At 73.1% G+C, this 23,087-nt stretch carries 18 protein-coding genes and 1 tRNA gene; 9 read left to right on the top strand and 10 right to left on the bottom strand.

Features of this window, described 5'->3' with window-relative positions; all coding sequences use genetic code 11:
- Window positions 1–322 precede the first annotated feature (322 nt).
- Window positions 323–3,085, top strand: coding sequence for a phosphoenolpyruvate carboxylase (ppc, locus tag ACEPPI_RS24695; RefSeq protein ID WP_373917446.1), 2,763 nt, complete (start codon window positions 323–325; stop codon window positions 3,083–3,085).
- A gap of 69 nt (window positions 3,086–3,154) precedes the next feature.
- Here the strand turns inward: ppc and pth are convergent, their stop codons facing one another.
- The 5 genes from pth to ACEPPI_RS24670 all read right to left on the bottom strand — a co-directional run bounded on the left by pth (window position 3,155) and on the right by ACEPPI_RS24670 (window position 7,399).
- A complete protein-coding gene (gene pth, locus ACEPPI_RS24690) occupies window positions 3,155–3,745 on the bottom strand; it encodes an aminoacyl-tRNA hydrolase (protein WP_266839504.1) in 591 nt (196 codons plus the stop codon).
- Window positions 3,746–3,845: 100 nt separating this feature from the next.
- Window positions 3,846–4,430: a 50S ribosomal protein L25/general stress protein Ctc gene (locus tag ACEPPI_RS24685; protein ID WP_373917445.1), complete on the bottom strand. Its 585-nt coding sequence runs from the start codon at window positions 4,428–4,430 to the stop codon at window positions 3,846–3,848.
- 192 nt (window positions 4,431–4,622) lie between these two features.
- Complete coding sequence (locus tag ACEPPI_RS24680) at window positions 4,623–5,600, bottom strand: ribose-phosphate diphosphokinase (protein ID WP_030716976.1); 978 nt, start codon at window positions 5,598–5,600, stop codon at window positions 4,623–4,625.
- A 134-nt stretch (window positions 5,601–5,734) separates the two neighbouring features.
- A complete protein-coding gene (glmU, locus tag ACEPPI_RS24675; RefSeq protein WP_373917444.1) occupies window positions 5,735–7,183 on the bottom strand; it encodes a bifunctional UDP-N-acetylglucosamine diphosphorylase/glucosamine-1-phosphate N-acetyltransferase GlmU in 1,449 nt (482 codons plus the stop codon).
- Window positions 7,184–7,327: 144 nt separating this feature from the next.
- Window positions 7,328–7,399: transfer RNA gene (locus ACEPPI_RS24670), tRNA-Gln, on the bottom strand.
- Between the two features lie 144 nt (window positions 7,400–7,543).
- Between ACEPPI_RS24670 and ACEPPI_RS24665 the strand changes: the two genes are divergently transcribed.
- Window positions 7,544–8,821 (top strand): sensor histidine kinase, encoded by a 1,278-nt coding sequence (locus ACEPPI_RS24665; RefSeq protein WP_373917443.1) that lies wholly within the window; start codon window positions 7,544–7,546, stop codon window positions 8,819–8,821.
- 116 nt (window positions 8,822–8,937) lie between these two features.
- On the opposite strand, the gene ACEPPI_RS24660 is transcribed toward ACEPPI_RS24665, so the two are convergent.
- Window positions 8,938–9,450, bottom strand: coding sequence for an SUKH-3 domain-containing protein (locus ACEPPI_RS24660; RefSeq protein ID WP_266839497.1), 513 nt, complete (start codon window positions 9,448–9,450; stop codon window positions 8,938–8,940).
- Between the two features lie 5 nt (window positions 9,451–9,455).
- Complete coding sequence (locus tag ACEPPI_RS24655; RefSeq protein ID WP_373917442.1) at window positions 9,456–10,004, bottom strand: YwqJ-related putative deaminase; 549 nt, start codon at window positions 10,002–10,004, stop codon at window positions 9,456–9,458.
- 230 nt (window positions 10,005–10,234) lie between these two features.
- Here ACEPPI_RS24655 and ACEPPI_RS24650 point away from each other — a divergent pair, with 230 nt between their 5' ends.
- The 3 genes from ACEPPI_RS24650 (at window position 10,235) to ACEPPI_RS24640 (ending at window position 14,672) form a co-directional block, all read left to right on the top strand.
- A complete protein-coding gene (locus tag ACEPPI_RS24650) occupies window positions 10,235–11,230 on the top strand; it encodes an SMI1/KNR4 family protein (protein ID WP_373917440.1) in 996 nt (331 codons plus the stop codon).
- Between the two features lie 7 nt (window positions 11,231–11,237).
- Window positions 11,238–13,652, top strand: a complete 2,415-nt coding sequence (locus tag ACEPPI_RS24645) for an SUKH-4 family immunity protein (protein WP_373917439.1) — start codon at window positions 11,238–11,240, stop codon at window positions 13,650–13,652.
- A 135-nt stretch (window positions 13,653–13,787) separates the two neighbouring features.
- A complete protein-coding gene (locus ACEPPI_RS24640) occupies window positions 13,788–14,672 on the top strand; it encodes a DivIVA domain-containing protein (RefSeq protein ID WP_373917438.1) in 885 nt (294 codons plus the stop codon).
- A gap of 212 nt (window positions 14,673–14,884) precedes the next feature.
- On the opposite strand, the gene ACEPPI_RS24635 is transcribed toward ACEPPI_RS24640, so the two are convergent.
- The gene (locus tag ACEPPI_RS24635; protein ID WP_373917437.1) at window positions 14,885–15,736 is read right to left on the bottom strand and encodes an alpha/beta fold hydrolase; all 852 of its coding nucleotides are present in this window, start codon (window positions 15,734–15,736) and stop codon (window positions 14,885–14,887) included.
- Window positions 15,737–15,818: 82 nt separating this feature from the next.
- Between ACEPPI_RS24635 and ACEPPI_RS24630 the strand changes: the two genes are divergently transcribed.
- Entirely contained in the window at window positions 15,819–16,364 is a 546-nt protein-coding gene (locus ACEPPI_RS24630; protein ID WP_373917436.1) for an ABATE domain-containing protein, read from the top strand.
- Window positions 16,361–16,762, top strand: coding sequence for a hypothetical protein (locus ACEPPI_RS24625; RefSeq protein ID WP_373917435.1), 402 nt, complete (start codon window positions 16,361–16,363; stop codon window positions 16,760–16,762). Before ACEPPI_RS24630 ends, ACEPPI_RS24625 begins: the two co-directional genes overlap by 4 nt.
- Here ACEPPI_RS24625 and ACEPPI_RS24620 read toward each other — a convergent pair.
- Together ACEPPI_RS24620 and ACEPPI_RS24615 are read right to left on the bottom strand one after the other, a co-directional pair.
- Entirely contained in the window at window positions 16,744–17,559 is an 816-nt protein-coding gene (locus ACEPPI_RS24620; RefSeq protein WP_373917434.1) for a hypothetical protein, read from the bottom strand. The genes ACEPPI_RS24625 and ACEPPI_RS24620 overlap by 19 nt on opposite strands.
- A gap of 76 nt (window positions 17,560–17,635) precedes the next feature.
- Window positions 17,636–19,261: an MDR family MFS transporter gene (locus ACEPPI_RS24615; RefSeq protein ID WP_373917433.1), complete on the bottom strand. Its 1,626-nt coding sequence runs from the start codon at window positions 19,259–19,261 to the stop codon at window positions 17,636–17,638.
- A 300-nt stretch (window positions 19,262–19,561) separates the two neighbouring features.
- Between ACEPPI_RS24615 and ACEPPI_RS24610 the strand changes: the two genes are divergently transcribed.
- Window positions 19,562–20,338 (top strand): ABC transporter ATP-binding protein, encoded by a 777-nt coding sequence (locus ACEPPI_RS24610; protein ID WP_373917432.1) that lies wholly within the window; start codon window positions 19,562–19,564, stop codon window positions 20,336–20,338.
- Entirely contained in the window at window positions 20,335–22,908 is a 2,574-nt protein-coding gene (locus ACEPPI_RS24605) for an ABC transporter permease (RefSeq protein ID WP_373917431.1), read from the top strand. Before ACEPPI_RS24610 ends, ACEPPI_RS24605 begins: the two co-directional genes overlap by 4 nt.
- The last annotated feature ends 179 nt before the right edge of the window (window positions 22,909–23,087 follow it).

Raw genomic sequence — 23,087 nt, 5'->3', positions numbered from 1 at the left:
GGTGAGGAGTCGGCAGGGCCGCCGGAACGGACCCTACGGACCCGTAACCTACGGCATCGTAAGTATGGCAAAGCTCCCCGGCAGGGCAAGGGAGCACACCACACCTCCCCGCCTCCCGCCCCCGCGCGCGGCGGCGCGGCGGCGGCGCGGTGGCGGCGCTGCCGGGGCACAAGTACGCGCCACCTATCCTGGTGTCGTCGGACAGCGCGGTCCGCACGGGCAGCCCGGGCTGCGCACCGGTGCATCGGTAGGCACCATCACCGCGCGCCCCCCGGGGAGCCCACAGCCCAGTAGCGCTCGAACACTGCAAGGAGCCGCACCTGTGAGCAGTGCTGACCAGGCCGCCCAGGCCCCCGCCACCCGCACCTCCGCGGAGACCGCGAACGCCGAGCTGCGCGCGGACATCCGACGCCTCGGCGACCTCCTGGGGGAGACCCTCGTACGCCAGGAGGGCCAGGACCTCCTCGACCTCGTCGAACAAGTACGCGCCCTGACGCGCACCGACGGCGAAGCCGCTGCGGAGCTGCTCGGCGAGACCGACCTGGAGACCGCCGCCAAGCTGGTGCGCGCCTTCTCCACCTACTTCCACCTCGCCAACATCACCGAGCAGGTGCACCGCGGCAAGGAACTGCGCGCCCACCGCGCGGCCGAAGGCGGCCTCCTCGCGCGCACCGCCGACATGCTCAAGGACGCCGACCCCGAGCACCTGCGCGAGACGGTCCGCAACCTCAACGTCCGGCCCGTCTTCACCGCGCACCCCACCGAGGCCGCCCGCCGCAGCGTCCTGAACAAGCTGCGCCGCATCGCCGCCCTGCTGGAGGAGCCCGTCTCCGGCGCCGGCGAGCGCCGCCGCCACGACCTGCGGCTCGCCGAGAACATCGACCTCGTGTGGCAGACCGACGAACTGCGCGTCGTGCGACCCGAGCCCGCCGACGAGGCCCGCAACGCCATCTACTACCTCGACGAGCTGCACGCCGGCGCCGTCGGCGACGTCCTGGAGGACCTCGCCGCCGAGCTCCAGCGCGTCGGCGTCGAGCTGCCCGCCGGCACCCGCCCGCTCACCTTCGGCACCTGGATCGGCGGCGACCGCGACGGCAACCCGAACGTCACCCCCGAGGTCACCCGCGACGTCCTGATCCTCCAGCACGAGCACGGCATCACCGACGCCCTCGAACTGGTCGACTTCCTGCGCGGCCTGCTCTCGAACTCCATCCGCTACACCGGCGCCACCGAGGAACTCCTGACCTCCCTGCAGGCCGACCTGGAGCGCCTCCCGGAGATCAGCCCCCGTTACAAGCGGCTGAACGCCGAGGAGCCGTACCGCCTCAAGGCCACCTGCGTGCGCCAGAAGCTCCTCAACACCCGCGAGCGCCTCGCCAAGGGCATCCCCCACGAGGAGGGCCGCGACTACCTCGGCACCGCCGAGCTGCTCACCGACCTCACCCTCATCCAGACCTCCCTGCGCGAACACCGCGGCGCGCTCTTCGCCGACGGCCGCATGGACCGCACCATCCGCACCCTGGCCGCCTTCGGCCTCCAGCTCGCCACCATGGACGTGCGCGAGCACGCGGACGCGCACCACCACGCGCTCGGCCAGCTCTTCGACCGCCTCGGCGAGGAGTCCTGGCGCTACGCCGACATGCCGCGCGACTACCGGCAGAAGCTCCTCGCCAAGGAACTGCGCTCGCGCCGCCCGCTCGCCCCCACCCCGGCCCCGCTCGACGCCGCCGGCGCCAAGACCCTCGGTGTCTTCGGCGCCATCAAGGACGCCTTCGAGAAGTTCGGCCCCGAGGTCATCGAGTCGTACATCATCTCGATGTGCCAGGGCGCCGACGACGTCTTCGCCGCCGCGGTCCTCGCCCGCGAGGCCGGGCTCATCGACCTGCACGCCGGCTGGGCCAAGATCGGCATCGTGCCGCTCCTGGAGACCACCGACGAGCTGCGCGCCGCCGACGTCATCCTCGACGAGATGCTGGCCGACCCCTCCTACCGCCGTCTCGTCTCGCTGCGCGGCGACGTCCAGGAGGTCATGCTCGGGTACTCCGACTCCTCCAAGTTCGGCGGCATCACCACCTCCCAGTGGGAGATCCACCGCGCCCAGCGCCGGCTGCGCGACGTCGCGCACCGCTACGGGGTGCGCCTGCGCCTCTTCCACGGCCGCGGCGGCACCGTCGGCCGGGGCGGCGGCCCCTCGCACGACGCGATCCTCGCCCAGCCCTGGGGCACCCTGGAGGGCGAGATCAAGGTCACCGAGCAGGGCGAGGTCATCTCCGACAAGTACCTCGTCCCCTCGCTGGCCCGCGAGAACCTGGAGCTGACCGTCGCGGCCACCCTCCAGGCCTCCGCCCTGCACACCGCGCCCCGCCAGTCCGACGACGCCCTGACCCGCTGGGACGCGGCCATGGACATCGTCTCGGACGCCGCGCACGCCGCGTACCGGGAGCTCGTCGAGGACCCGGACCTGCCCGCGTACTTCTTCGCGGCCACCCCGGTCGACCAGCTCGCCGACCTGCACCTGGGCTCCCGGCCCTCCCGCCGCCCCGACTCGGGGGCGGGCCTGGACGGACTGCGGGCCATCCCGTGGGTGTTCGGCTGGACCCAGTCCCGTCAGATCGTCCCCGGCTGGTACGGCGTCGGCTCCGGCCTGAAGGCCCTGCGCGAGTCCGGTCAGGACGCGGCCCTCACCGAGATGGGCGAGCGCTGGCACTTCTTCCGCAACTTCCTCTCCAACGTCGAGATGACGCTGGCCAAGACGGACCTGCGGATCGCCCGCCACTACGTCGACACGCTCGTCCCGGACGACCTCAAGCACGTGTTCGCCCGGATCGAGGCCGAGCACGAGCTGACCGTCCGCGAGGTCCTGCGGATCACCGGCGGGCAGAGGCTGCTGGACTCCCAGCCGGTGCTCCAGCAGACCTTCGCCGTCCGCGACGCCTACCTGGACCCGATCTCCTACCTCCAGGTGTCCCTGCTGGCCCGCCAGCGTGCCGCGGCCGCCCGTGGCGAGGCGGCGGACCCGCTGCTGGCCCGCGCCCTGCTGCTCACCGTCAACGGCGTGGCGGCCGGTCTGCGCAACACCGGCTGACCCCTGACCCGGCCCCGCCCCGCACGCACGGAAGCCCCCGCCGACGGCGGGGGCTTCCTCGTACGCGGGTCAGGAGTTGTACGTCGACTGCGCCCGCTCCAGGCCTTCCTGGATCAGGCACTCCACGGCGTCGGCGGACCGGTCCACGAACCAGTCCAGCTCCTTGCGCTCGGTCGAGGAGAAGTCCTTCAGGACGAAGTCCGCGACCTGCATGCGGCCGGGCGGGCGGCCGATGCCGCAGCGCACGCGGTGGTAGTCCGGGCCCATCGCCTTCGTCATCGACTTCAGGCCGTTGTGGCCGTTGTCCCCGCCGCCGAGCTTCAGGCGCAGCGTCGGGTAGTCGATGTCCAGTTCGTCGTGGACCGCGACGATCTTCTCCAGCGGCACCTTGTAGAAGTCGCGCAGGGCTGTGACGGGGCCGCCCGACAGGTTCATGAACGACATCGGCTTGGCGAGTACGATCCGGCGGTTGGCCGGTCCCGGCGGGCCGATGCGGCCCTCGACGACCTGGGCGCGGGCCTTGTGCGCCTTGAACCTGCCGCCGATCCGCTCGGCCAGCAGGTCGGCCACCATGAAGCCGATGTTGTGGCGGTTGCCGGCGTACTCCGGTCCGGGGTTCCCGAGACCGACGATCAGCCAGGGCGCCGCGTCGTCCGACATCAAAAGCTCCTTAAGTGCCTGGAACGAAGACGACCGCCGTCCCGCTCCAGTGGAGCCGGACGGCGGTCGGTCAGCAACTGCTGAGGGGGTGGGGCGAGGCTCAGGCCTCGGTGCCCTCGGCGGCCTCGGCGGCCGGCTCCTCGGCCTGCGGGGCGACGACCTGCAGGACGGCGATGTCGCCGTCGACGGCCAGGACGGTGCCGGCGGGCAGGACCAGGTCCTTGGCGTGGATGGTGGCGCCGGCCTCCAGGCCCGCGATCGAGACGGTGACCTCGGTCGGGATGTGGGTGGCCTCGGCCTCGACGGAGATGGTGTTCTGGAGGGTCTCCAGCATGTTGCCGCCGGCGGCCAGGTCGCCCTCGGTGACGATCGCGACGTCGACGGTGACCTTCTCGCCCTTCTTGACGATCAGGAAGTCGACGTGGGAGATGGAGCGCTTCAGCGGGTGCTTCTGCACGGCCTTCGGGATGACCAGCTCGGTGCCGTCGCCCGCGATGTCCAGGGAGAGCAGGACGTTCGGGGTGCGGAGCGCCAGCTGCAGGCCGTGGGCCTCGACGTTGACGTGCTTCGGGGTCTGGCCGTGGCCGTAGATGACACCGGGGACCATGGCGTCGCGACGGGCCTGGCGGGCGGAGCCCTTGCCGAAGGTGTCGCGGAGCTGGGCGGAAAGCTTGACCTCGGACATGCTCACTCCTCGTGGGGTGACGGAAGAACGGACTGGGTCACCCGGCCGGAACGGCCTGCTACGAAGAGCGCGTCGATAACGGAGTGTCCGCCCCGGAATACGGGAACGGCCTCCCTCGCCGAGCAACTCAAGGAGTGTACCCGGCGCGGGAGGCCGCGCCCAAAAGGATCTCTGCCCGGTGTCAGCCGGGTGTTACTGCTGCTCTTCGAAGAGGCTGGTGACCGAACCGTCCTCGAAGACCTCGCGCACCGCGCGGGCGATCATCGGGGCGATGGAGAGCACCGTGATCTTGTCGAGCTCCAGGTCCGAGGGGTCCGGGAGGGTGTTCGTGAAGACGAACTCGCTGACCTTGGAGTTCTTCAGGCGGTCGGCGGCCGGGCCCGACAGGATGCCGTGCGTGGCCGTCACGATGACGTCCTCGGCGCCGTGCGCGAAGAGCGCGTCGGCCGCGGCGCAGATGGTGCCGCCGGTGTCGATCATGTCGTCGACCAGGACGCAGACGCGGCCCTTGACCTCACCGACGACCTCGTGGACGGTCACCTGGTTGGCGACGTCCTTGTCGCGGCGCTTGTGCACGATGGCCAGCGGCGCGTCCAGGCGGTCGCACCAGCGGTCGGCCACACGCACGCGGCCGGCGTCCGGGGAGACGATCGTCAGCTTGGTGCGGTCCACCTTGGCGCCCACGTAGTCCGCGAGGACGTTGAGGGCGGACAGGTGGTCGACCGGGCCGTCGAAGAAGCCCTGGATCTGGTCGGTGTGCAGGTCGACCGTGAGGATGCGGTCGGCGCCCGCGGTCTTCAGCAGGTCCGCGACCAGGCGGGCCGAGATGGGCTCGCGGCCCTTGTGCTTCTTGTCCTGACGGGCGTAGCCGTAGGACGGGACGATCACGGTGATGGAGCGTGCCGACGCGCGCTTCAGCGCGTCGATCATGATCAGCTGCTCCATGATCCACTTGTTGATCGGAGCCGTGTGGCTCTGGATCAGGAAGCAGTCCGCGCCACGAGCCGACTCCTGGAAGCGGACGTAGATCTCACCGTTCGCGAAGTCGAAAGCCTTGGTCGGCACGAGGCCGACCCCCAGCTGGTGCGCGACCTCCTCGGCCAGCTCGGGGTGGGCGCGGCCGGAGAAGAGCATCAGCTTCTTCTCGCCGGTCGTCTTGATCCCGGTCACAGCACTGTCTCCTCAGACGTGTGGAAAGCTGCTCGCCCCCGTGTGCGTCCGTCCCGCACACGGTGAGCCAGCCGAATTGCGTGCACCTATCACGGTACGCCGTCCAGGGCGTACCCGTTTCCGGTCAGTTCACCTCACGGGCGACCGGAGTCCTGCTCGCCGGTCGACTGCGCGGCCGTCGCGGCCGCGCTGCCGGGGCGCTTGCGGGCCACCCAGCCCTCGATATTCCGCTGCTGGCCACGGGCCACGGCCAGGGCGCCGGGCGGCACGTCCTTGGTGATCACCGAGCCGGCGGCCGTGTAGGCGCCGTCCCCGATGGTGACGGGAGCCACAAACATGTTGTCGGAACCCGTCTTGCAGTGTGAGCCGACGGTGGTGTGGTGCTTGTGTTCACCGTCGTAGTTCACGAACACGCTGGCGGCGCCGATGTTCGTGTACTCGCCGATCGTCGCGTCGCCCACGTACGACAGGTGGGGCACCTTGGTGCCCTCGCCGATCGTCGCGTTCTTCATCTCGACGTACGTGCCGGCCTTGGCCTTGGGGCCGAGGTTCGTGCCGGGCCGCAGGTACGCGAAGGGGCCGACGCTCGCCTGCTCCCCGATCACGGCGCCGTCCGCCACGGTGTTGTCCACACGGGCGCCCATGCCCACGCGGGTGTCCTTGAGCCGGGTGTTCGGGCCGACCTCGGCCCCCTCGGCGATGTGCGTGACGCCCAGCAGCTGGGTGCCCGGGTGGATCAGGGCGTCCTGCCCGAAGGTCACCGTCGCGTCCACGAAGGTGCCGGCGGGGTCGACGACCGTCACGCCCGCGAGCATGGCCCGCTCCAGCAGGCGCGCGTTCAGCAGCGCGCGGGCCTCGGCCAGCTGGACCCGGTTGTTGATGCCGAGGATCTGGCGGTGGTCCGTGCCGACCGCCGCGCCGACGCGGTGGCCCGCCTCGCGCAGGATGCCGAGCACGTCGGTGAGGTACTCCTCGCCCTGGCTGTTGTCCGTGCGGACCTTGCCGAGCGCGTCCGCGAGGAGGCGCCCGTCGAAGGCGAAGACCCCGGAGTTGATCTCCCGGATCGCGCGCTGCGCGTCGGTGGCGTCCTTGTGCTCGACGATGGCGGTCACGGCGCCGGTGGCCGGGTCGCGGACGATGCGGCCGTAGCCGGTGGAGTCCGGGACCTCGGCGGTCAGCACGGTGACGGCGTTGCCGTCGGCCCCGTGGGTGGCGGCGAGCTGCGCGAGGGTCTCGCCGGTCAGCAGCGGGGTGTCGCCGCAGACCACGATCACGGTGCCGTCGACCGGTCCGCCGAGCTCTTCGAGGGCCATCCGGACGGCGTGCCCGGTGCCGTTCTGCTCGTGCTGGACCGCGGTGCGCACGTCGGCGTCGATCCCGGCGAGGTGTGCGGTGACCTGCTCGCGCGCGTGGCCGACGACGACCACGAGGTGCGCGGGGTCCAGCTCGCGGGAGGCGGCGACCACGTGACCGACGAGCGAGCGCCCGCAGATCTCGTGCAGGACCTTGGGGGTGGCCGACTTCATGCGGGTGCCTTCACCCGCTGCGAGTACGACGACGGCTGCCGGGCGGGTTGCGCTCACGGGTGTGCCCTTCGGCTTCGGGGGTGGACCCAGGAAGGATACCGGTGCCGAAGTGCCCCTGTTCTGGGGACTCCCGGGGGCGGACATGCGAAAGGGCCCCGACCGGAGGTCAGGACCCGCGTGCTGTGAGCTCCCCGTGCTGAGCTCCCCTGTCAGGACTCGAACCCGAACATAAGGCACCAAAAGCCTCAGTGCTGCCAATTACACCACAGGGGATGGAAACCCGATCGAATCGGACTTTCTGCGCTGCCGATCAAGCTGGCCGTCCCTACTATGCCGTACCACCCGCCCTCCCCGCGACGGTACTCGCGCCCGGATATGTCCGGGGTCGCCGCACGGGCCGCCCGTACGCTGGACGGCATGACCGGTACGGGGGAAGAGTGCGATGGGACGGGCCGCGACGGGCCCTGGTGGTGGGAGCGGCGGAGGTCCGCCCTCCTGGACGTGGGGCTCGCCGCGGTGTCCGCCGCCGAGTGCGGGCTGGAGGGGGTGTCCTTCGCCCGGGAGGCGGGGATCCCGGCGGCCCTGGGCGTGTCGTTCGGAGTCGTGGTGGGGGCCACGCTCCTGCTGCGGCGGCGGTGGCCGGTGGCGGTGGTGCTCGTCGGCATCGGCATCGCCCCGGCCATGATGGGCTTCGTGCTCGGGGTGGTGGGCCTCTACACCCTCGCCGCCTGCGAGGTGCCCCGCCGGGTCACGGTGACGCTGGGCTCGATGTCGCTCGCCGCGACCTTCGTGGTGACGTACCTGCGCACCCGCGGCGACGTGGAGGCCGACGGGCTGCTCGTCGTGGTGCTGTCCGCGTTCATGGCGGTGGCGCTGACCGTGCCGCCGGTGCTGCTCGGGCTGTACGTGGGGGCCCGGCGACGGCTGATGGAGAGCCTCCAGGAGCGCGCCGACTCCCTGGAACGGGAGCTGTCGCTGCTTGCCGACCGGGCCGAGGAGCGGGCCGAGTGGGCGCGTACGGAGGAGCGCACGCGGATCGCGCGCGAGATGCACGACGTCGTCGCGCACCGGGTGTCGCTGATGGTGGTCCACGCGGCGGCGCTCCAGGCGGTGGCCGAGAAGGACCCCGGCAAGGCCGTGCGGAACGCCGCGCTGGTCGGCGACATGGGCCGGCAGGCCCTCACCGAGCTGCGCGAGATGCTCGGCGTGCTGCGGGCCGGGTCACCGGGGCCCGAGCCCCGGCCGGCGGTCCGCGGGCAGGCCCCGCAGGCGGCGCCGGCGCTCGCGGGGGGTTTCGAGGACGGGCCCCGCCTCGCCGAGCTGGAGGCGCTGGTCGGACAGTCCCGAGCGGCCGGGATGAACGTCGAGATGGTCGTGCACGGCGAGGGGGAGCGGTACCCGGCGGAGGTGGAGCAGACCGCCTACCGGGTGGTGCAGGAGGCGCTGACCAACTGCCACAAGCACGCTCCGGGTGCGCGGGTCGTCGTACGGCTCGCGCACCGGGAGGGCGAGGTCGCCATGCAGGTCCAGAACGGGCCCTGCGGGGCGGACGGGGTCGAGCCCGGTCTGCCCAGCGGGGGCAACGGCCTGGTCGGGATGCGGGAGCGGGTGCTCGGGCTCGGCGGGGTGTTCGTGTCCGGGCCGACGGACGAGGGCGGCTTCAAGGTCTCCGCAGTCCTGCCGGCCTCCCGCTAGTGCCGGGCCCGGGCCGTCCGGGTTCCGCCGCCGCGGGCTGCCGCCGGGCCCGTCCGGGTGTCGCCGCCGCGGCCCCGGGATCCACGGGTGCGCGGCGGCCGGGGCGGTTCCCGGTGTCAGGGGCCCGTGGTCAGGCGGGCCGGCTGGAGGCCGGTCAGCAGGAGGGTGAGGGCCTCGTCGAGGCCGGAGCCCAGGTACCAGTCGCCGGTGTGGTCGATCCCGTAGACCCGGCCCTCGCGGTCGATGGCCAGGTGGGAGCCGCCGTCGGCGTCGGTGCCCAGCGGGCAGAGCTGGGTGGACAGGGCCCGTCCCAGGTCGGCGAAGGTACGGGCCAGGTGCAGGCCGGACAGCGGGTCGATGCGGAGCGTGGCGGGCGCTATCTGCCGGCCCGGCCCCGGGGCGGTCACCCGCAGTCCGCCGAACTCGGCCCAGGCCTCCACGGCCGCCGGGAAGACGTTGTGCCGGTGCCCGGCGGGCGTGGTGTGGTCGCGCAGCGCGTCGGCCCAGTACTCGGCCTGCTTGATGTCCCAGCGGCCCGGTTCCCATCCGGCGGTGCGCAGCGCTGAGTCCACGGGGCCCGGGAACCGGGTCGCCGAGGAGCGGTCGTAGGAGGCGGAGGAGGCGGTCATGGCGGCTACTCGGGGTGGGTGAGGTCGACGGGGCGTACGCCGAAGTGGGTGAGGAGCGCGTCGCAGGAGCGGCAGGGCGGAGCGTAGCTGCCGTGCAGCGGGTCGCCGTCCTCCCGGATGCGGCGGGCGGTGATCCGGGACTGCTTCAGGGAGCGCCGGGCCTCGCTCGCCGTGAGCGGCTTGCGGGAGGCGCGTCTGCTGCGGGCGCCCTCGACGGCCGTGAGGTGGCGGGAGAGCAGGATCGCCTCCGGACATCGGCCGGTGAAGCGCTCCCGCTGGCCGCTGGTGAGGGTGTCGAGGAAGTCCTGGACGAGCGGGTGCAGCACCGGAGGCCGGTCGCCCTTGCCCGCGGTCCCGGTCAGGGTCTCCCCGCGGACCGAGAGCGCGGCGGCGACGGTGGGCAGGATGCCGTCGCGGCGGAAGCGCAGCACGGGCGGCGGGGTGGGGCCGTCGGTGCTGCTCCAGCGCAGGCGGGGGTCGCCGGCGGAGCCGGCCTCCGCCGCTTCCGTGCGGTCCGTGCGGCTCGCCAGGTTTTGCGTCGTCGCCGTCTGCATGGTCGCTTCTTCCCTCCCGTGACCGCGGTGGTGGCCGCCGTTGAGCACGCCCCCGTGCTGCGGGGACAGCCTGTCAAATGTCCCCAGTGGTGTGGAAGCGGGGTCGAATATTCGTATCAATTCGGATGTTCCCGCCCCACGCGCGCACGTGGGATGCATGGGCGGGTGACGCTCTTGCCCGAGCACATAGGCTGTGGTGAACCAGCCAGATCCAGCAGGGGGCTACCGCCATGACGACAGGTCGGCTCGGGCAGCAGGCCGTGCCACCCAACGCCGCTTACTCGGGGCAGGTCGTGCACTTCCCGGACCCGGTCCGGGCCGCCCGCCATCCCCACGGAGTGCGGATGAGCGGGGACGGTCATCCCGACTTCTCGGCGTACGCGCGCGCGGCCGTGGAGATCGCCGAACCCCCGGAGGGCTTCGGCGTGGACGAGCTGCGGCTGACGGACTTCGTGTCCGCCAACGCCGCCATGCGGGCGGCGGGCCACGCGCTGTGGGACACCGTCGGACCGGTGGCCACGCCGCACGGCTGGACCTGGCACCACGTGGCGGGCTCGCGGCGGATGGAACTGGTTCCCGTCGAGGTCAAGGCGCTGCTGCGGCACCACGCGGGCCTGGCGACGGCGCCCGTGGACCACGACAAGCGCGGCACCCGGCCTCTCCAGGAGGTGCGCCCCGCGCACCTCGGGCTGCCCAAGAACCTGGTGTCCGTCGCCGAACAGCAGGTGCAGGGCGTCGAGGAGGACCTCGGGTACCGGCTGCCCGAGGCCTACCGCTGCTTCCTGAAGGCGGCGGGCGGTTGCGCGCCGGTGGGCGCGGGGCTCCTCGTGGAGCTCGGGCTGCTGGTCGACCAGCCGTTCTTCACGGTGCGCGAGGAGGCGGCGGTCAACGACCTCGTCTACGTCAACAAGTGCCTGCGGGACCACCTGACCAAGGACTACCTGTGCGTGGCCTTCGTCCAGGGCGGGCTGCTCGCGGTGAAGGTGAAGGGCGAGGGCGTCGGCTCCGTCTGGTTCTCCCCGTACGACGACGCGCGCGACCGCGACGGCTGGTCCGTGCAGGAGCGGGTGGAGCGGTTGCTGCTTCCGTGCGGTGCCGATTTCGATGCCTTCCTCGAACGCCTGGCGGGGAACCCGCCGGAGCTGGAGACGGTGGCCGGTCTGATGGTGGACGGCGGATTCGCACGTTCGGTTCCGGTGGCGGGTACCGCCCCGGGTGAGGGGTGATCACGCCGTGGTGACGTTTGCACAGGCGCAGGAGCGCGCCGAGGAATGGATCAACGGGGACGTCCCCGCGTACCAGCACCGGGAGGTGCGCGTACGGGAGTTCGGGCTGGGCTTCGTGGTGTGGGCCGAGGACCGGGCGGCCGGTCCGGTGTCCGGCGGGGGCCGGCAGCGGCTGGTCATCGCGCGGGACAGCGGTGAGGTGACCCTGTGGCCGGGGCTGCCGGTCGGCGAGGTCATCCGGCGCTACGAGGAGGAGTACGGGGCCGCTGCCGTGGCGGCCGCCGCGGAGGCCTCGGTGCCGCCGCCGCGGATCGACTCGGAGCAGACCTCCTTCATGCTGAGCCCGCCGGAGTGGCTGCAGGAGGCGGCGGACCGGGCGGGGATCCCGCGGGCGGCCCCGGCGGCCCCGGCGGCTCCGGCGGCTGCTTCCGGTGGTGGGGCCGAGCCGGTGCCGTTGCGGCGCGGGGGCGAGGCCCCCCACGAGCCGGCCGCGGGCGGCGGGGTGCCGTCGGGGTCCACGCCGTGGGCGGGTACCGATGTGAACTCCGGTGCGGACGGGGCCTCCGTGCCGCTGCCCGCCACGGTGTTCGCGCCGCCGCTGTCCGGCACCGATCTGGAGGACGGCCCGTCGGCCCCCTCCGGGGTGGCTCCGGAGGCCAGGACAACGCTGATGGCGGGGGGCAGCCAGCTGCCGAAGACCACGGTCGTCCCGGTGCCGGGGATCCCGGACGGGGCCGGCGGGATCGCCGACGCGCCGACGAGCCGGGCCCAGGCGCCGCGACCGGGCGGGGGCCAGCCGCAGCCGCCGTACCAGCCTCAGCCGCCTCAGCCGCCGCACCAGCCTCAGCCGCTTCAGCAGCAGCCGCCGCAGCCGCCGGGTCAGCCGGGTTCGGCGGTGCCGCCGGTTCCGGCTCCAGGGGTTCCCGGTGCTCCCGGTGCGCCTGGTGCCCCCGGCGCTCCCGGGGGTGGGGCGCAGTACGCCGCGACCATGCTCGCCGGGCCCGCCGTGGTGCAGCCTCCCGGTCCCCCGGCACCTCCTGCCGCGCCGCCGGCCGCGCCCGGTGCCCCGAGTGCCCCTGGTGTGCCTGGTGCGCCTGGTGCGCCCGGTGGGGGGCTCGACCATGCGGCGACGATGCTGGCCGGGCCCGCCGTCGTGCAGCCGCCCCGGCCGCCGGGTCCGCCCGGTCCGCCGACGCCGCCGCCCGGTGTGCCCGGTGCTCCTGGTGCGCCCGGCGCGCCCGGGGGCGGGGCGCATCATGCCGCGACGATGCTGGCGGGGCCCGGCATGGTGCCGCCGCCGGCGGCTCCCGGTGCGCCGGGTGCGCCCGGTGCGCCCGGTGGGGGGCTCGACCATGCGGCGACGATGCTGGCCGGGCCCGCCGTCGTGCAGCCGCCCGGTCCGCCGCGCGGTCCGGCTCCGCAGCAGCCCCCGGCCCCGTCCGGCGCGCCCACCGTCGGCCCCGGCTACCAGGCCGTGCTGCGCTACCGTGCGCCCGACGGCTCCGAGCAGCAGATCATCCGCCGCTCGGCGCCCGGCACCCCGCACCCCGAGTGGCAGATCCTCTACGAGCTCCGCGCGCTGAACGTGCCGCCCCAGCAGGTGCTGGAGCTGCACACCGAGCTGGCCTCCTGTGAGCTGCCCGGCGGCTACTGCGCCCGGATGATCCGGGAGACCTGGCCGCAGGTGCGGATCACCAGCGTGGCCCCGTACGGGACCGACCACGCGGGACGTCAGCAGGGCATGCGGCACCTGCTCACCCATCAGGGTGAGCTGCACCAGGTGGCCGACGGGCCGGCGCGTCCCGCTCCGGTGCGGGCGCCGCTGCCGCAGGTCCCGCTGCAGCCGGCCATCCCGATGGACGCCATCGCGCAGGAACTGGTCGGCGCCTTCGGGCCGCAGGGCGTGTTCCGTTTCGACCAGCGGGCGGTGTCCCGTCAAGGCGTGCCGGAGATCGTGGCGCAGACCCTGATGTGGGCCGGTCTGCCCGTCGACTTCGGGCCGTTCTTCTGGGCGCAGGCCGTGCCGAACCAGCCGGTGCCGACGCTGGCCGAGCTGGCGGCGCAGAGGCAGGTCCAGCCGGCGTCCGACGCGGGTTCGTACCTGGTGGTCGGCAGCGACTTCGGCAAGGCGCTCTGCGTGCAGTACGGGACCGCGCACATAGTGGCGGTCCCGGTGGAGGCCGGACCCGGAGGGGCGCCCGTACCGCCGCAGTTCGTGAATTCGAGCCTGCCGCAGTTCGCGCGTTCGCTGGCGATGCTGGGGCAGATGTGGCGCCTGAGGCAGCACCTGACGCCGGAACAGGCGGGCCGCTGGACCGTCGATTTCCAGGCGAATCTGGCGGGTCTCGACAGTGCGGCGCTGGCCTCTCCGGAGAGCTGGTGGTCGGTGCTGCTGGAGCAGATGTGGGACGGGCTCCTCTGATCGGATGATCGGATGTACGGCCAGGTCGGGACCTTCGAACGGGGGCCCGGCCCGGCCATTCCGGCTTCCGGCACCAAATGACGCATCCTTGTCAGCAATCCCCGCGAGAGAGGCGCTTCCAGGATGAGTGCACCCATGTCACCTCAGGGACCCCAGGGTTTCTCGACCGTGCGAGGCCGCGGCTACCGGACCGAAGAGGTCGACCGGTACCTGGCCCGGCTGTCCGGGAGCCGGGACGAGGCGTGGGAACGGGTGGCGCGGCTGACCGTCCTGGCCAAGCGGATGGAGGCGGAGGCGGAGCGGCTGGGCGTCGCCGTCGCCTCGCTGGCCCCGCAGACGTACGACGAGCTGAGCGAGCGCGCCCGGCGGATCCTGTCGCTCGCCCAGGAGGAGGCGGAGGTCCTGCGGAGCGACGCGCGGGCCGACGCGGTGGAGGCGAAGGGCGCGGCCGAGGCGCACGCCGACCGGGTGGCGGAACTGGCGCGGCACGACGCGGAGGCCGTGCGGGAGCAGACCGAGGTCCGGGCGCGGCAGGGGCTGTCGAGGGCCCAGCGGGAGGCCGACGCGACGCGGGCGGAGGCGCGGGAGGACGCGGCCGGCTGGCGGGCGGAGGCGGTGGCCGCGCTCGGGGAGATGCGGCGGCGTACGGAGGCGCTGCTCGCGGAGCGGGAGCAGGAGCACGCGGAGCGGTGGGACGCGGCCGGGCGGGAGCTGGCCGCGCGCCAGGCGGAGCTGGAGGCGCGGAACGCGGAGCAGGAGCGTCAGGCGGAGGCGCGGCTGGCGGATGCGCGGCGGGGGTTCGCGGAGGCGGAGGAGACGGCCCGGCACGGGCAGGAGGACGCGGAGGCGCGGGCCGCGGAGCTGATCGCCGAGGCGCGGGTGCGGGAGGAGCGGGTGGGGCGGGAGACGGAGCGGGTCCTGCGGGAGCACGCGGAGGCGCAGGAGGAGATGCGGGCGCACATGAACCACGTGCGGTCCAGCCTGGCGGCGCTTACGGGGCGGGCGCCGGCGGAGGGGTAGTGCCGGTGCCCTGCCCTGGCCGGGCCGGGCCGGGCCGGTGCCGGTGCCGGTGCCGTTGCCTTGGCCGGGCGGGGTGTCGTCCGGGACTGCATGATTTATGGCGCCCTGTCCGGGGCTGCGTTGGTCCTGGGTACCTCGCGCCGACAAATCACGTTTTACGTCCCGGCCAACACCCCGCCCCGTCCCCGCCCCCGGCCCGGTGGAGGCCTGCCTCAGAGGTGCTTCGTCAGGAAGGTGGCGATCAAGGGGGCGATGGCCGGGAGGTGGGTTTCCAGGGCGAAGTGGCCCGCGCCTTCGAAGACGTGGATCTCGGCGTCCGGTACGTCGCGCCGGTACGCCTGCGCTCCGGCCGGGGTGAAGAAGGGGTCGCCCGCGCCCCAGACGACCAGCAGCGGCGGGCGGGTCGTGCGCAGCCAGGTCTGCCAGTCGGGGTAGAGGGCGAAGTTGCCGGAGTAGTCGAAGGCCAGGTCGGCCTGGGCGTCGGCGCGGCCCGGCAGGCCGAGGTAGTGGAGGTCCAGGGTCCAGTTGTCCGGGGAGACGAGGGAGGGGTCCGCGACCCCGGTCTCGTACTGGAAGCGGGTGCCCTCCTCGGTGAAGAGGCGGCGGACGCGGTCCTCGTTGCCGGGGACGGCGCGGCTGAGCCCGGCGAATGCGCGGGCCGCGTCCGAGAGCCCCTCGTCGTACGCGTTGCCGTTCTGGACGATCAGGCCCGTGACCCGTTCCGGCCGGCGGGCGGCCAGGCGCAGGCCCACGGGGGCGCCGAAGTCGAAGACGTAGAGCGCGTAGCGGTCCAGGCCGAGGGCGTCGGTGAAGCCCTCCACGACGTCCGCGAGCCGGTCGAAGGTGTACGTGAACCCGTCCGGGGCCTCGGTCCGGCCGAAGCCCGGGTAGTCGGGGGCGATCAGCCGGTACGGGGTGTCGCCGAGCGCGTCCATCAGGCGGGCGAACTGGTGGGAGGCGGTGGGGAAGCCGTGCAGGAGCAGCAGGACGGGGGCGTCCGCGGGGCCGCTCTCGCGGTAGGCGACGGACACGCCGTCGACGTCGACGGTGCGGTGGATCGGCATCACATGCCTCCTTGTGGCTTGGTGGCATTAGTCTTGCGGAGGTGCGGCTAATGGGTCAAGGGTGGTTGTTAGGGTTAGTTTTATGGTTTTGTTTCCGCTTGTGGGTGAGCCGCTCGCCCTGGACCTGCTGAACGCGGGGGAACTGCTCGACGCCCCCCCGGGCCTCGCGGCCTGGATCGGGGAGCAGGCCGGGCGGCTGGAGCCGGTCGACGGGGTGGGGGAGGCCGAGGTGTCCGCCGTGCGGGCCGTCCGGGAGGCGGCCGGGCCGGTGCTGGACGCCGTCCGGCGGGGCGGGCCGCCGCCGGCCGGGGCGCTGCGCGCGCTGAACGGTTTCCTGGCCGCGGCCCCCTCGCACACCGAGCTGGCCTGGACCGACGGGGCCGGGCTGACGGCCGCCCCGCGCCGGACGGCCGACCCGGCGCGGCGGCTTGCCGCGGAGCTGGCGCAGGCGGTGGCGGAGCTGGCGACCGACCCCCGGGTGACGTCGGTCCGCCGGTGCGAGGCGGAGGGTTGCGTGCTGCTGTTCCTCCCCGCTCACCCGCGGCGCCGCTGGTGCGTGGCGTCGGTCTGCGGCAATCGGGCCCGGGTGGCCCGCTACTACGCCCGTCACAAGGAGTCCGGCGCGTGAGCGACGAGTGGGATTCGCTGGACGAGAGCCGGCGGGCGTTCATGATCAACGCGTTCGAGATCGACATCCTGCCCGGGGTCTGGGGCGACCTGGCGGAGGAGGACAAGGAACTGCCGGTCTCCGCGCTGGCCGTGATGCTGCTCGATCTCGTCGACCGGGGCTGGGTGGAGGTGCGCCGGGTCGCGCCGTGGACCGCGCCCGACGGCTCGCCCGGTCATCAGCCGGGCGAGCCGGTCCCGCGTGCGGAGCTGCCCGCGGTGCTGGCGGACCCCGACGCGTGGGAGTACCCGGCGGACGGAGGGGAGTGGATCGGCGCGCTGACCCTGACGGAGACCCCCGAGGGGTGGCGCGTCAACCGCGTCGCCCCGCAGGAGGCGGACTATCCGGCCGGCTCATAGCGGTACGGGTCGCTGCGCAGTCCGCGGGAGGTGACCACCACCGTGAACGGAGGCTTCACCGTGGCCGGGAGCGGGGCCGTCAGGGCGCCCGTCGCCGGGTCCGGGGTGGCCGTCAGGGCGGTGTCGTCGACCGTGAGGCGAGGTTCGGTGAAGCCGCCGCCCTCCACCGTGAGCAGGCCGTCGGCGGCTTCGACGTGGGTGATGACCGGGTTGGCGCGGGTGGCCATCTTGTTCACCAGGTAGGCCCCCGCCGGGGCGCCGGTCAGGGCCCAGATCTCGGACGGCAGCCGCGGGAGTCCCGCGCGCACGTCGGAGAGGAAGAACAGGACGACGTAGAGCATCGTGACGGCGCTCAGGGCCACGTACTGGAGGTCCACGAGATCGGTGCGGCCGCTGTCGTTCGCGATCAGTTCGCGCAGCGGGCGCCGGCCGGTGGCGGTGGGCCTGGGGGCGGGCTTGGCCAGGGTGCCGCTCTCCACCCGCATCCCGACGACCGTCTTCGCCGCGATCAGGGCCACGTAGGGGCCTCCGAGCAGCGGCAGGTAGACGGAGGCCAGGGAGGACAGGGGGCCGTCCGGGCCGTGGAAGTACCGGACCCCGCCGCCCGCCGTCAGTCCGTACCCGAGGATCGCGAGCAGCAGCCAGACCAGGATCACGGTCCAGGCCAGCGCGAGGGTGGTGGAGGTGGAGAGCCGGCCGTCGCGGCCGGTCACCGTGCCGGGCCGGCGGTACAGGCGCAGGCCGACGGGGCCGGCCAGCGCGGCCAGTAACACCAGTGCGCAGAGTGCGGATGCCATGTCGTCCCCCCGGGTGCGGTCCTGGGGAAGAGGGTCACCTACTGGGTCCGGGCATGACAAGTCCGGCGGGTGGCGGCTACTCCTGTTCCGGCAGCACCGGGAACCGTCGCGGCGCCACCAGCAGCAGCACCAGCAGGGCGGCCACGGCCGCGGCCCCCGCGCCCAGGAAGATGTGGTCCACGGCCGCCGCCACCGCCGAGCGCAGGTGGTCCGAGGCGGCCGGGGTCAGGGAGCCCGGCTCGGCCAGGGCCCGCGACACGTCGTCGAGCCGCTCCGGGGACCCCGCGGCCGGGGAGTCCGCCAGCCGGGCGGCGACGGTCGCGTTGGCCACCGCCCCCAGCAGCGCGGCCCCCACGCTCTGCCCGACGGTGCGGCAGAAGAGCACGGAGGCCGTCGTGGTGCCCCGCTCGGCCCAGCCCACCGTGGACTGCACGCCGACGATCAGCGGCAGCTGGAACAGCCCGAGGGCGGCGCCCAGCAGCAGCATGACGAGCGCGGGCTGCCACGGCCGGGCGGGATACGGGAGCAGGGTGAAGGCGAACAGGACGACCGCGGCGAGGGACATGCCGAGGACGGCGGTGTCGCGGAAGCCGATGCGCCGGTACACGTGCTGGCACAGGGCGGCCGACAGGGGCCAGCTCAGGGTCATCAGGGCCGTCACGAAGCCGGCCCCCACCGGCCCGAGGCCGAGCACGGACTGCGCGTAGGTCGGCATGAACACCATCGGGGCGACCATCAGCAGCCCCAGGGCGCCGAGCGCCAGGTTGACGGCTGCGATGGTGCGCCGGCGCCACACCCAGCCCGGCAGGATCGGCCGGGCCGCCCGCCGCTCGATCCGGACCACCACGGCGGCCAAGGCCGCGCTCGCGCCGAGCAGCCCCAGCGAGGGCGCCGACAGCCAGGGCCAGGCGACCCCGCCCTGCACCAGCGCGAAGAGCAGCAGCCCGCCGCAGGCGAACACGCCGAGGGCCCCGGCCCAGTCGACCGGGCCCCGGCGGCCGGGGGAGCGTACGGGCTCCACGAGGTGGCGGGCGGTCAGCCACAGGGCGAGCCCGGCGAGCGGCACGTTGATGAGGAAGGTCCAGCGCCAGCCCGCGCAGGCGGCGAGCAGGCCGCCGAGGGCCGGGCCGATCAGGGAGGAACTCGCCCACACGGTGGTCATCCGGGCCTGTATGCGCGGGCGGTCCCGGAGCGGGTAGAGGTCGGCGGCCAGGGTCTGCACGGTGCTCTGCAGGGCGCCGCCGCCCAGCCCCTGGACGATCCGGAAGGCGATCAGCGCGGCCATGTTCCAGGCGGACGCGCACAGGACGGAGCCGAGGAGGAAGAGGGCCGTGCCGAAGAGGAGGACGGGCTTGCGGCCGAGGGTGTCGCTCAGGCTGCCGTAGACGGGGAGGGTGACGGTGACCGCGAGGAGGTAGCCGGAGAAGAGCCAGGTGAAGACCGAGAACCCGCCGAGGTCCCCGACGATCTGGGGGACGGCGGTGGAGACGATCGTGCTGTCGAGGGCGACCAGGGCCATGTTCAGCATCAGCGCGACCACGACGGCGGTCGGCGGGCGCTTGCGCGCACCGGCCGCGGCCCCGGCGGCGGGAACCTCGCCCGCGGACGGCTCCGCGGCCTCCGCCGGCGTCCCCCGCCCCCGGGCGTCCGCCCCGCTCTTCCCTGACCCCACCCTGTCCCCCTCGCCGGCGGACAACACCATCTCACCGGGGGTGCGGCCGGCGGTATCCCCTACACCGGATCGCCCGAAGGGTGGACATCCCCTAGGGGTGTCTCCCCACAAGGGGGCAGGGGACTTTCGTCCCGGCGGATGAGGCCGAAGGTCCCCCGGCGTCCTTAACTGGTTCCTACGGACGGGGACGTGGGGGTGGGGTTAACCCCCCGGTGGATACGGCGAAGGGCACCAGGGCGCCGGACACCCCCCGCACCGCAGACTTCACGACGGCGACGCATTCACGCACGCAGACGAACCACAACGGGGGAGAACACCGTGACAACGGCGATGACCGAAACCAGGCACGGAGGGACCGGCGGCCAGAGCCCCGTCGCGGCCCGGGCGCGCGAGGTCGTCAAGGCCTACGGCTCCGGCGAGACCCGCGTGGTCGCCCTGAACGCCGTCGACGTGGACATCCACGGCGGTCAGTTCACCGCGATCATGGGCCCCTCGGGCTCGGGCAAGTCCACGCTGATGCACTGCCTGGCCGGGCTGGACACGGTCACGAGCGGACGGATCGAGCTCGACGGCACCGAGATCACCGGCCTGAAGGACAAGAAGCTCACCCAGCTCCGCCGCGACAAGATCGGGTTCATCTTCCAGGCCTTCAACCTGCTCCCGACCCTGAACGCCCTGGAGAACATCACCCTCCCCATGGACATCGCGGGCCGCAAGCCCGAGCCGCAGTGGCTGGAGCGGGTCGTCGAGACCGTCGGACTCGCCGGCCGCCTCAAGCACCGCCCGACCGAGCTCTCCGGCGGCCAGCAGCAGCGCGTGGCGGTCGCCCGCGCCCTGGCCGCCCGTCCCGCGATCATCTTCGGCGACGAGCCGACCGGAAACCTCGACTCCAGGGCCGGCGCCGAGGTCCTCGGCTTCCTGCGCCGGTCGGTGGACGAGCTGGGCCAGACCATCGTGATGGTCACCCACGACCCGGTCGCCGCCTCCTACGCGGACCGCGTCATCTTCCTGGCGGACGGCAGCATCGTCGACGAGATGTACGCCCCCACCGCCGAGCAGGTCCTCGACCGCATGAAGGACTTCGACGCGCGCGGGCGGACCTCGTGACCGTCATGAAGACCGCGCGTCGCAACTTCTTCGCGCACAAGGGGCGTATGGCGCTCTCCGCCATCGCCGTACTGCTCTCCGTCGCCTTCGTCTGCGGCACGCTGGTGTTCACGGACACCATGAACACCACCTTCGACAAGCTGTTCGCGGTCACCAGCTCCAACGTCACCGTCAGCCCCAAGCCGCCGGCCGAGGGCGAGGAGAACCAGAACCGCGGCAAGCCGCGCGTGCTGCCCGCCTCGGCCGTGGAGCGCGTCCGCACGGCCGCGGGCGTCAAGTCCGCGGAGGGCGGCGTCTTCTCGACCGCCGTCACGGTCGTCGACTCCAAGAACGAGAACATGGGGTCGAGCACCGGCGCCCCGACCATCGCGGGCAACTGGACCGACAACGAACTCAAGTCCATGAAGATCACCTCCGGCCGGGCCCCGCGCGGCCCCACCGAGGTGATGGTCGACGCCGACACCGCCGAGAAGCACCACCTGGCACTCGGGGACGAGCTGCGCACCATCGCCGTCACCGGTGACATCCGTACGAAGATCAGCGGCATCGCCTCCTTCACCGTCACCAACCCGGGCGCGGCCATCGTCTACTTCGACACCGCCACCGCGCAGGACAAGCTCCTCGGAGCGAGCGGCGTGTTCACCCACGTCAACGTCACCGCCAAGGACGGAGTCAGTGACGAGCAGCTCAAGAAGGACGTGGCGGCCGCGGTCGGCGCGGACACGTACAAGCTGCAGACCGCCAAGGAGGCCGCGGCCGACAACAAGAAGGACATGGGCTTCCTCGACGTCATGAAGTACGTGATGCTCGGCTTCGCCGGCATCGCCTTCCTCGTCGGCATCTTCCTGATCTTCAACACCTTCTCGATGCTGGTCGCCCAGCGGACCCGCGAGATCGGCCTGATGCGCGCCATCGGCTCCGACCGCGGCCAGATCAACCGGTCCGTCCTCGTCGAGGCCTTCCTGCTCGGAGTGGTCGGCTCCCTCGCCGGAGTCGCGGCGGGCGTGGGCCTGGCCGTCGGCCTGATGAAGCTCATGGGCCAGATGGGCATGCACCTGTCCACCGACGACCTGACCGTCAAGTGGACGACCCCGGTCGTCGGCCTGCTCCTCGGCATCATCGTCACCGTGGTCGCCGCCTACATCCCGGCCCGCCGGGCCGGCAAGGTCTCCCCGATGGCCGCCCTGCGTGACGCCGGCACCCCCGGCGACCGCAAGGCCGGTACCGTCCGCGCCGTCCTCGGACTGGTCCTCACCGGGATCGGCGGCGCGGCCCTGTTCCTCGCCGGCGCCGCCGAAAAGGCCTCGGCCGGATCGCTGTGGCTGGCCCTGGGCGTGTTCTTCACCCTCATCGGCTTCATCGTGATCGGCCCGCTGCTGGCCGGCGTGGTGGTCCGGGTGCTCGCCGCCCCCGTGCTGCGGCCCTTCGGGTCCGTCGGCCGGCTCGCCGAACGCAACGCGCTGCGCAACCCGCGCCGTACGGGCGCCACGGCCGCCGCGCTGATGATCGGACTGGCGCTGGTCGCCTGCCTGTCGGTGGTCGGCTCCTCCATGGTGGCCTCGGCCACCGACGAGCTCGACCGGACGGTGGGCGCGGACTACATCGTCAGCTCCCAGACCGGACAGCCGGTCATGCCGCAGGCCGAGGAGGCCATGCGCGCCACCAAGGGCCTGGACCACGTCACCGCCTACCGCGAGGTGGACGCCAAGGTCACCGCGCCCGACGGCAGCAGCCTGCAGACCGGCCTGAGCGTCACCGACCCGACGTACGCCCAGGACGTGCGCCGCAAGATGACCGCCGGAGCGCACAAGGACGCGTACGCGCCCGGATCCATGTCGGTCGGTTCGCTCTACGCCGACCAGCACCACGTCAAGGTCGGCGACGAGATGACGGTCGCCTTCACCGGGGGCAAGACGGTCAGGCTCAAGGTCGCCGCGATCACCTCGGACGAGGGCAACCTCGACAAGGGCGTGAAGTACATCAGCACCGCGACCGCCGAGGCCAACCTCCCGGCCGACCAGCTGGCCCGCCCCTTCATGCTGCTGGCCAAGGCCAAGCCGGGGCAGGCCGACGACGCCTACCCGGCCCTCAAGGCGGCCATGGCCGGGTACCCGCAGTACAAGGTGCTCAACCAGACCGACTACAAGCAGAACCTCAAGGACCAGGTCGGGCAGCTGCTCAACATGGTCTACGGCCTCCTCGCGCTCGCGATCATCGTCGCGGTGCTGGGCGTCGTGAACACCCTGGCCCTCTCGGTGGTGGAGCGGACCCGCGAGATCGGCCTGATGCGCGCCATCGGCCTCTCCCGCCGCCAGCTGCGCCGGATGATCCGTCTGGAGTCGGTGGTCATCGCCCTCTTCGGCGCCCTGCTCGGCCTCGGCCTCGGCATGGGCTGGGGTGCCACCGCACAGCAGCTCCTCGCCCTCCAGGGCCTGAAGGTGCTGGAGATCCCGTGGCCGACGATCATCGGGGTCTTCGCCGGCTCGGCCCTGGTGGGCCTGTTCGCCGCACTGGTCCCGGCCTTCCGGGCGGGGCGGATGAACGTACTGAACGCGATCGCGAGCGAGTAGTCGGCGCGGACCGGTCGTACGGGGGAAACAACGGGGGAAACACGGGGGAGCGTCGGGGGGGGGGGGGGGGGGGGGGGGGGGGGGGGGGGGGGGGGGGGGGGGGGGGGGGGGGGGGGGGGGGGGGGGGGGGGGGGGGGGGGGGGCCCCGCGGGCCGCCCCGGCCCGCGGTGGCTTGCGCG

It is taken from the genome of Streptomyces sp. AB3(2024) (assembly GCF_041862025.1).
Taxonomy (GTDB): Bacteria; Actinomycetota; Actinomycetes; order Streptomycetales; family Streptomycetaceae; genus Streptomyces.
This window is presented reverse-complemented; position numbering and strand designations above follow the sequence as displayed.

Excerpts from the sequence above, each read along its gene's own strand:
- ACEPPI_RS24655 (WP_373917442.1), bottom strand. The coding sequence starts at position 10,004 with ATGCAGACGGCGACGACGCAAAACCTGGCGAGCCGCACGGACCGCACG.
- pth (WP_266839504.1), bottom strand. The coding sequence starts at position 3,745 with ATGTCGGACGACGCGGCGCCCTGGCTGATCGTCGGTCTCGGGAACCCC.
- ACEPPI_RS24635 (WP_373917437.1), bottom strand. The coding sequence starts at position 15,736 with ATGCCGATCCACCGCACCGTCGACGTCGACGGCGTGTCCGTCGCCTAC.
- ACEPPI_RS24650 (WP_373917440.1), top strand. The coding sequence starts at position 10,235 with ATGACGACAGGTCGGCTCGGGCAGCAGGCCGTGCCACCCAACGCCGCT.
- ACEPPI_RS24665 (WP_373917443.1), top strand. The coding sequence starts at position 7,544 with ATGACCGGTACGGGGGAAGAGTGCGATGGGACGGGCCGCGACGGGCCC.
- ACEPPI_RS24640 (WP_373917438.1), top strand. The coding sequence starts at position 13,788 with ATGTCACCTCAGGGACCCCAGGGTTTCTCGACCGTGCGAGGCCGCGGC.
- ACEPPI_RS24620 (WP_373917434.1), bottom strand. The coding sequence starts at position 17,559 with ATGGCATCCGCACTCTGCGCACTGGTGTTACTGGCCGCGCTGGCCGGC.
- ACEPPI_RS24660 (WP_266839497.1), bottom strand. The coding sequence starts at position 9,450 with ATGACCGCCTCCTCCGCCTCCTACGACCGCTCCTCGGCGACCCGGTTC.
- ACEPPI_RS24615 (WP_373917433.1), bottom strand. The coding sequence starts at position 19,261 with ATGGTGTTGTCCGCCGGCGAGGGGGACAGGGTGGGGTCAGGGAAGAGC.
- ACEPPI_RS24610 (WP_373917432.1), top strand. The coding sequence starts at position 19,562 with ATGACCGAAACCAGGCACGGAGGGACCGGCGGCCAGAGCCCCGTCGCG.
- ACEPPI_RS24630 (WP_373917436.1), top strand. The coding sequence starts at position 15,819 with ATGGTTTTGTTTCCGCTTGTGGGTGAGCCGCTCGCCCTGGACCTGCTG.
- ACEPPI_RS24685 (WP_373917445.1), bottom strand. The coding sequence starts at position 4,430 with ATGTCCGAGGTCAAGCTTTCCGCCCAGCTCCGCGACACCTTCGGCAAG.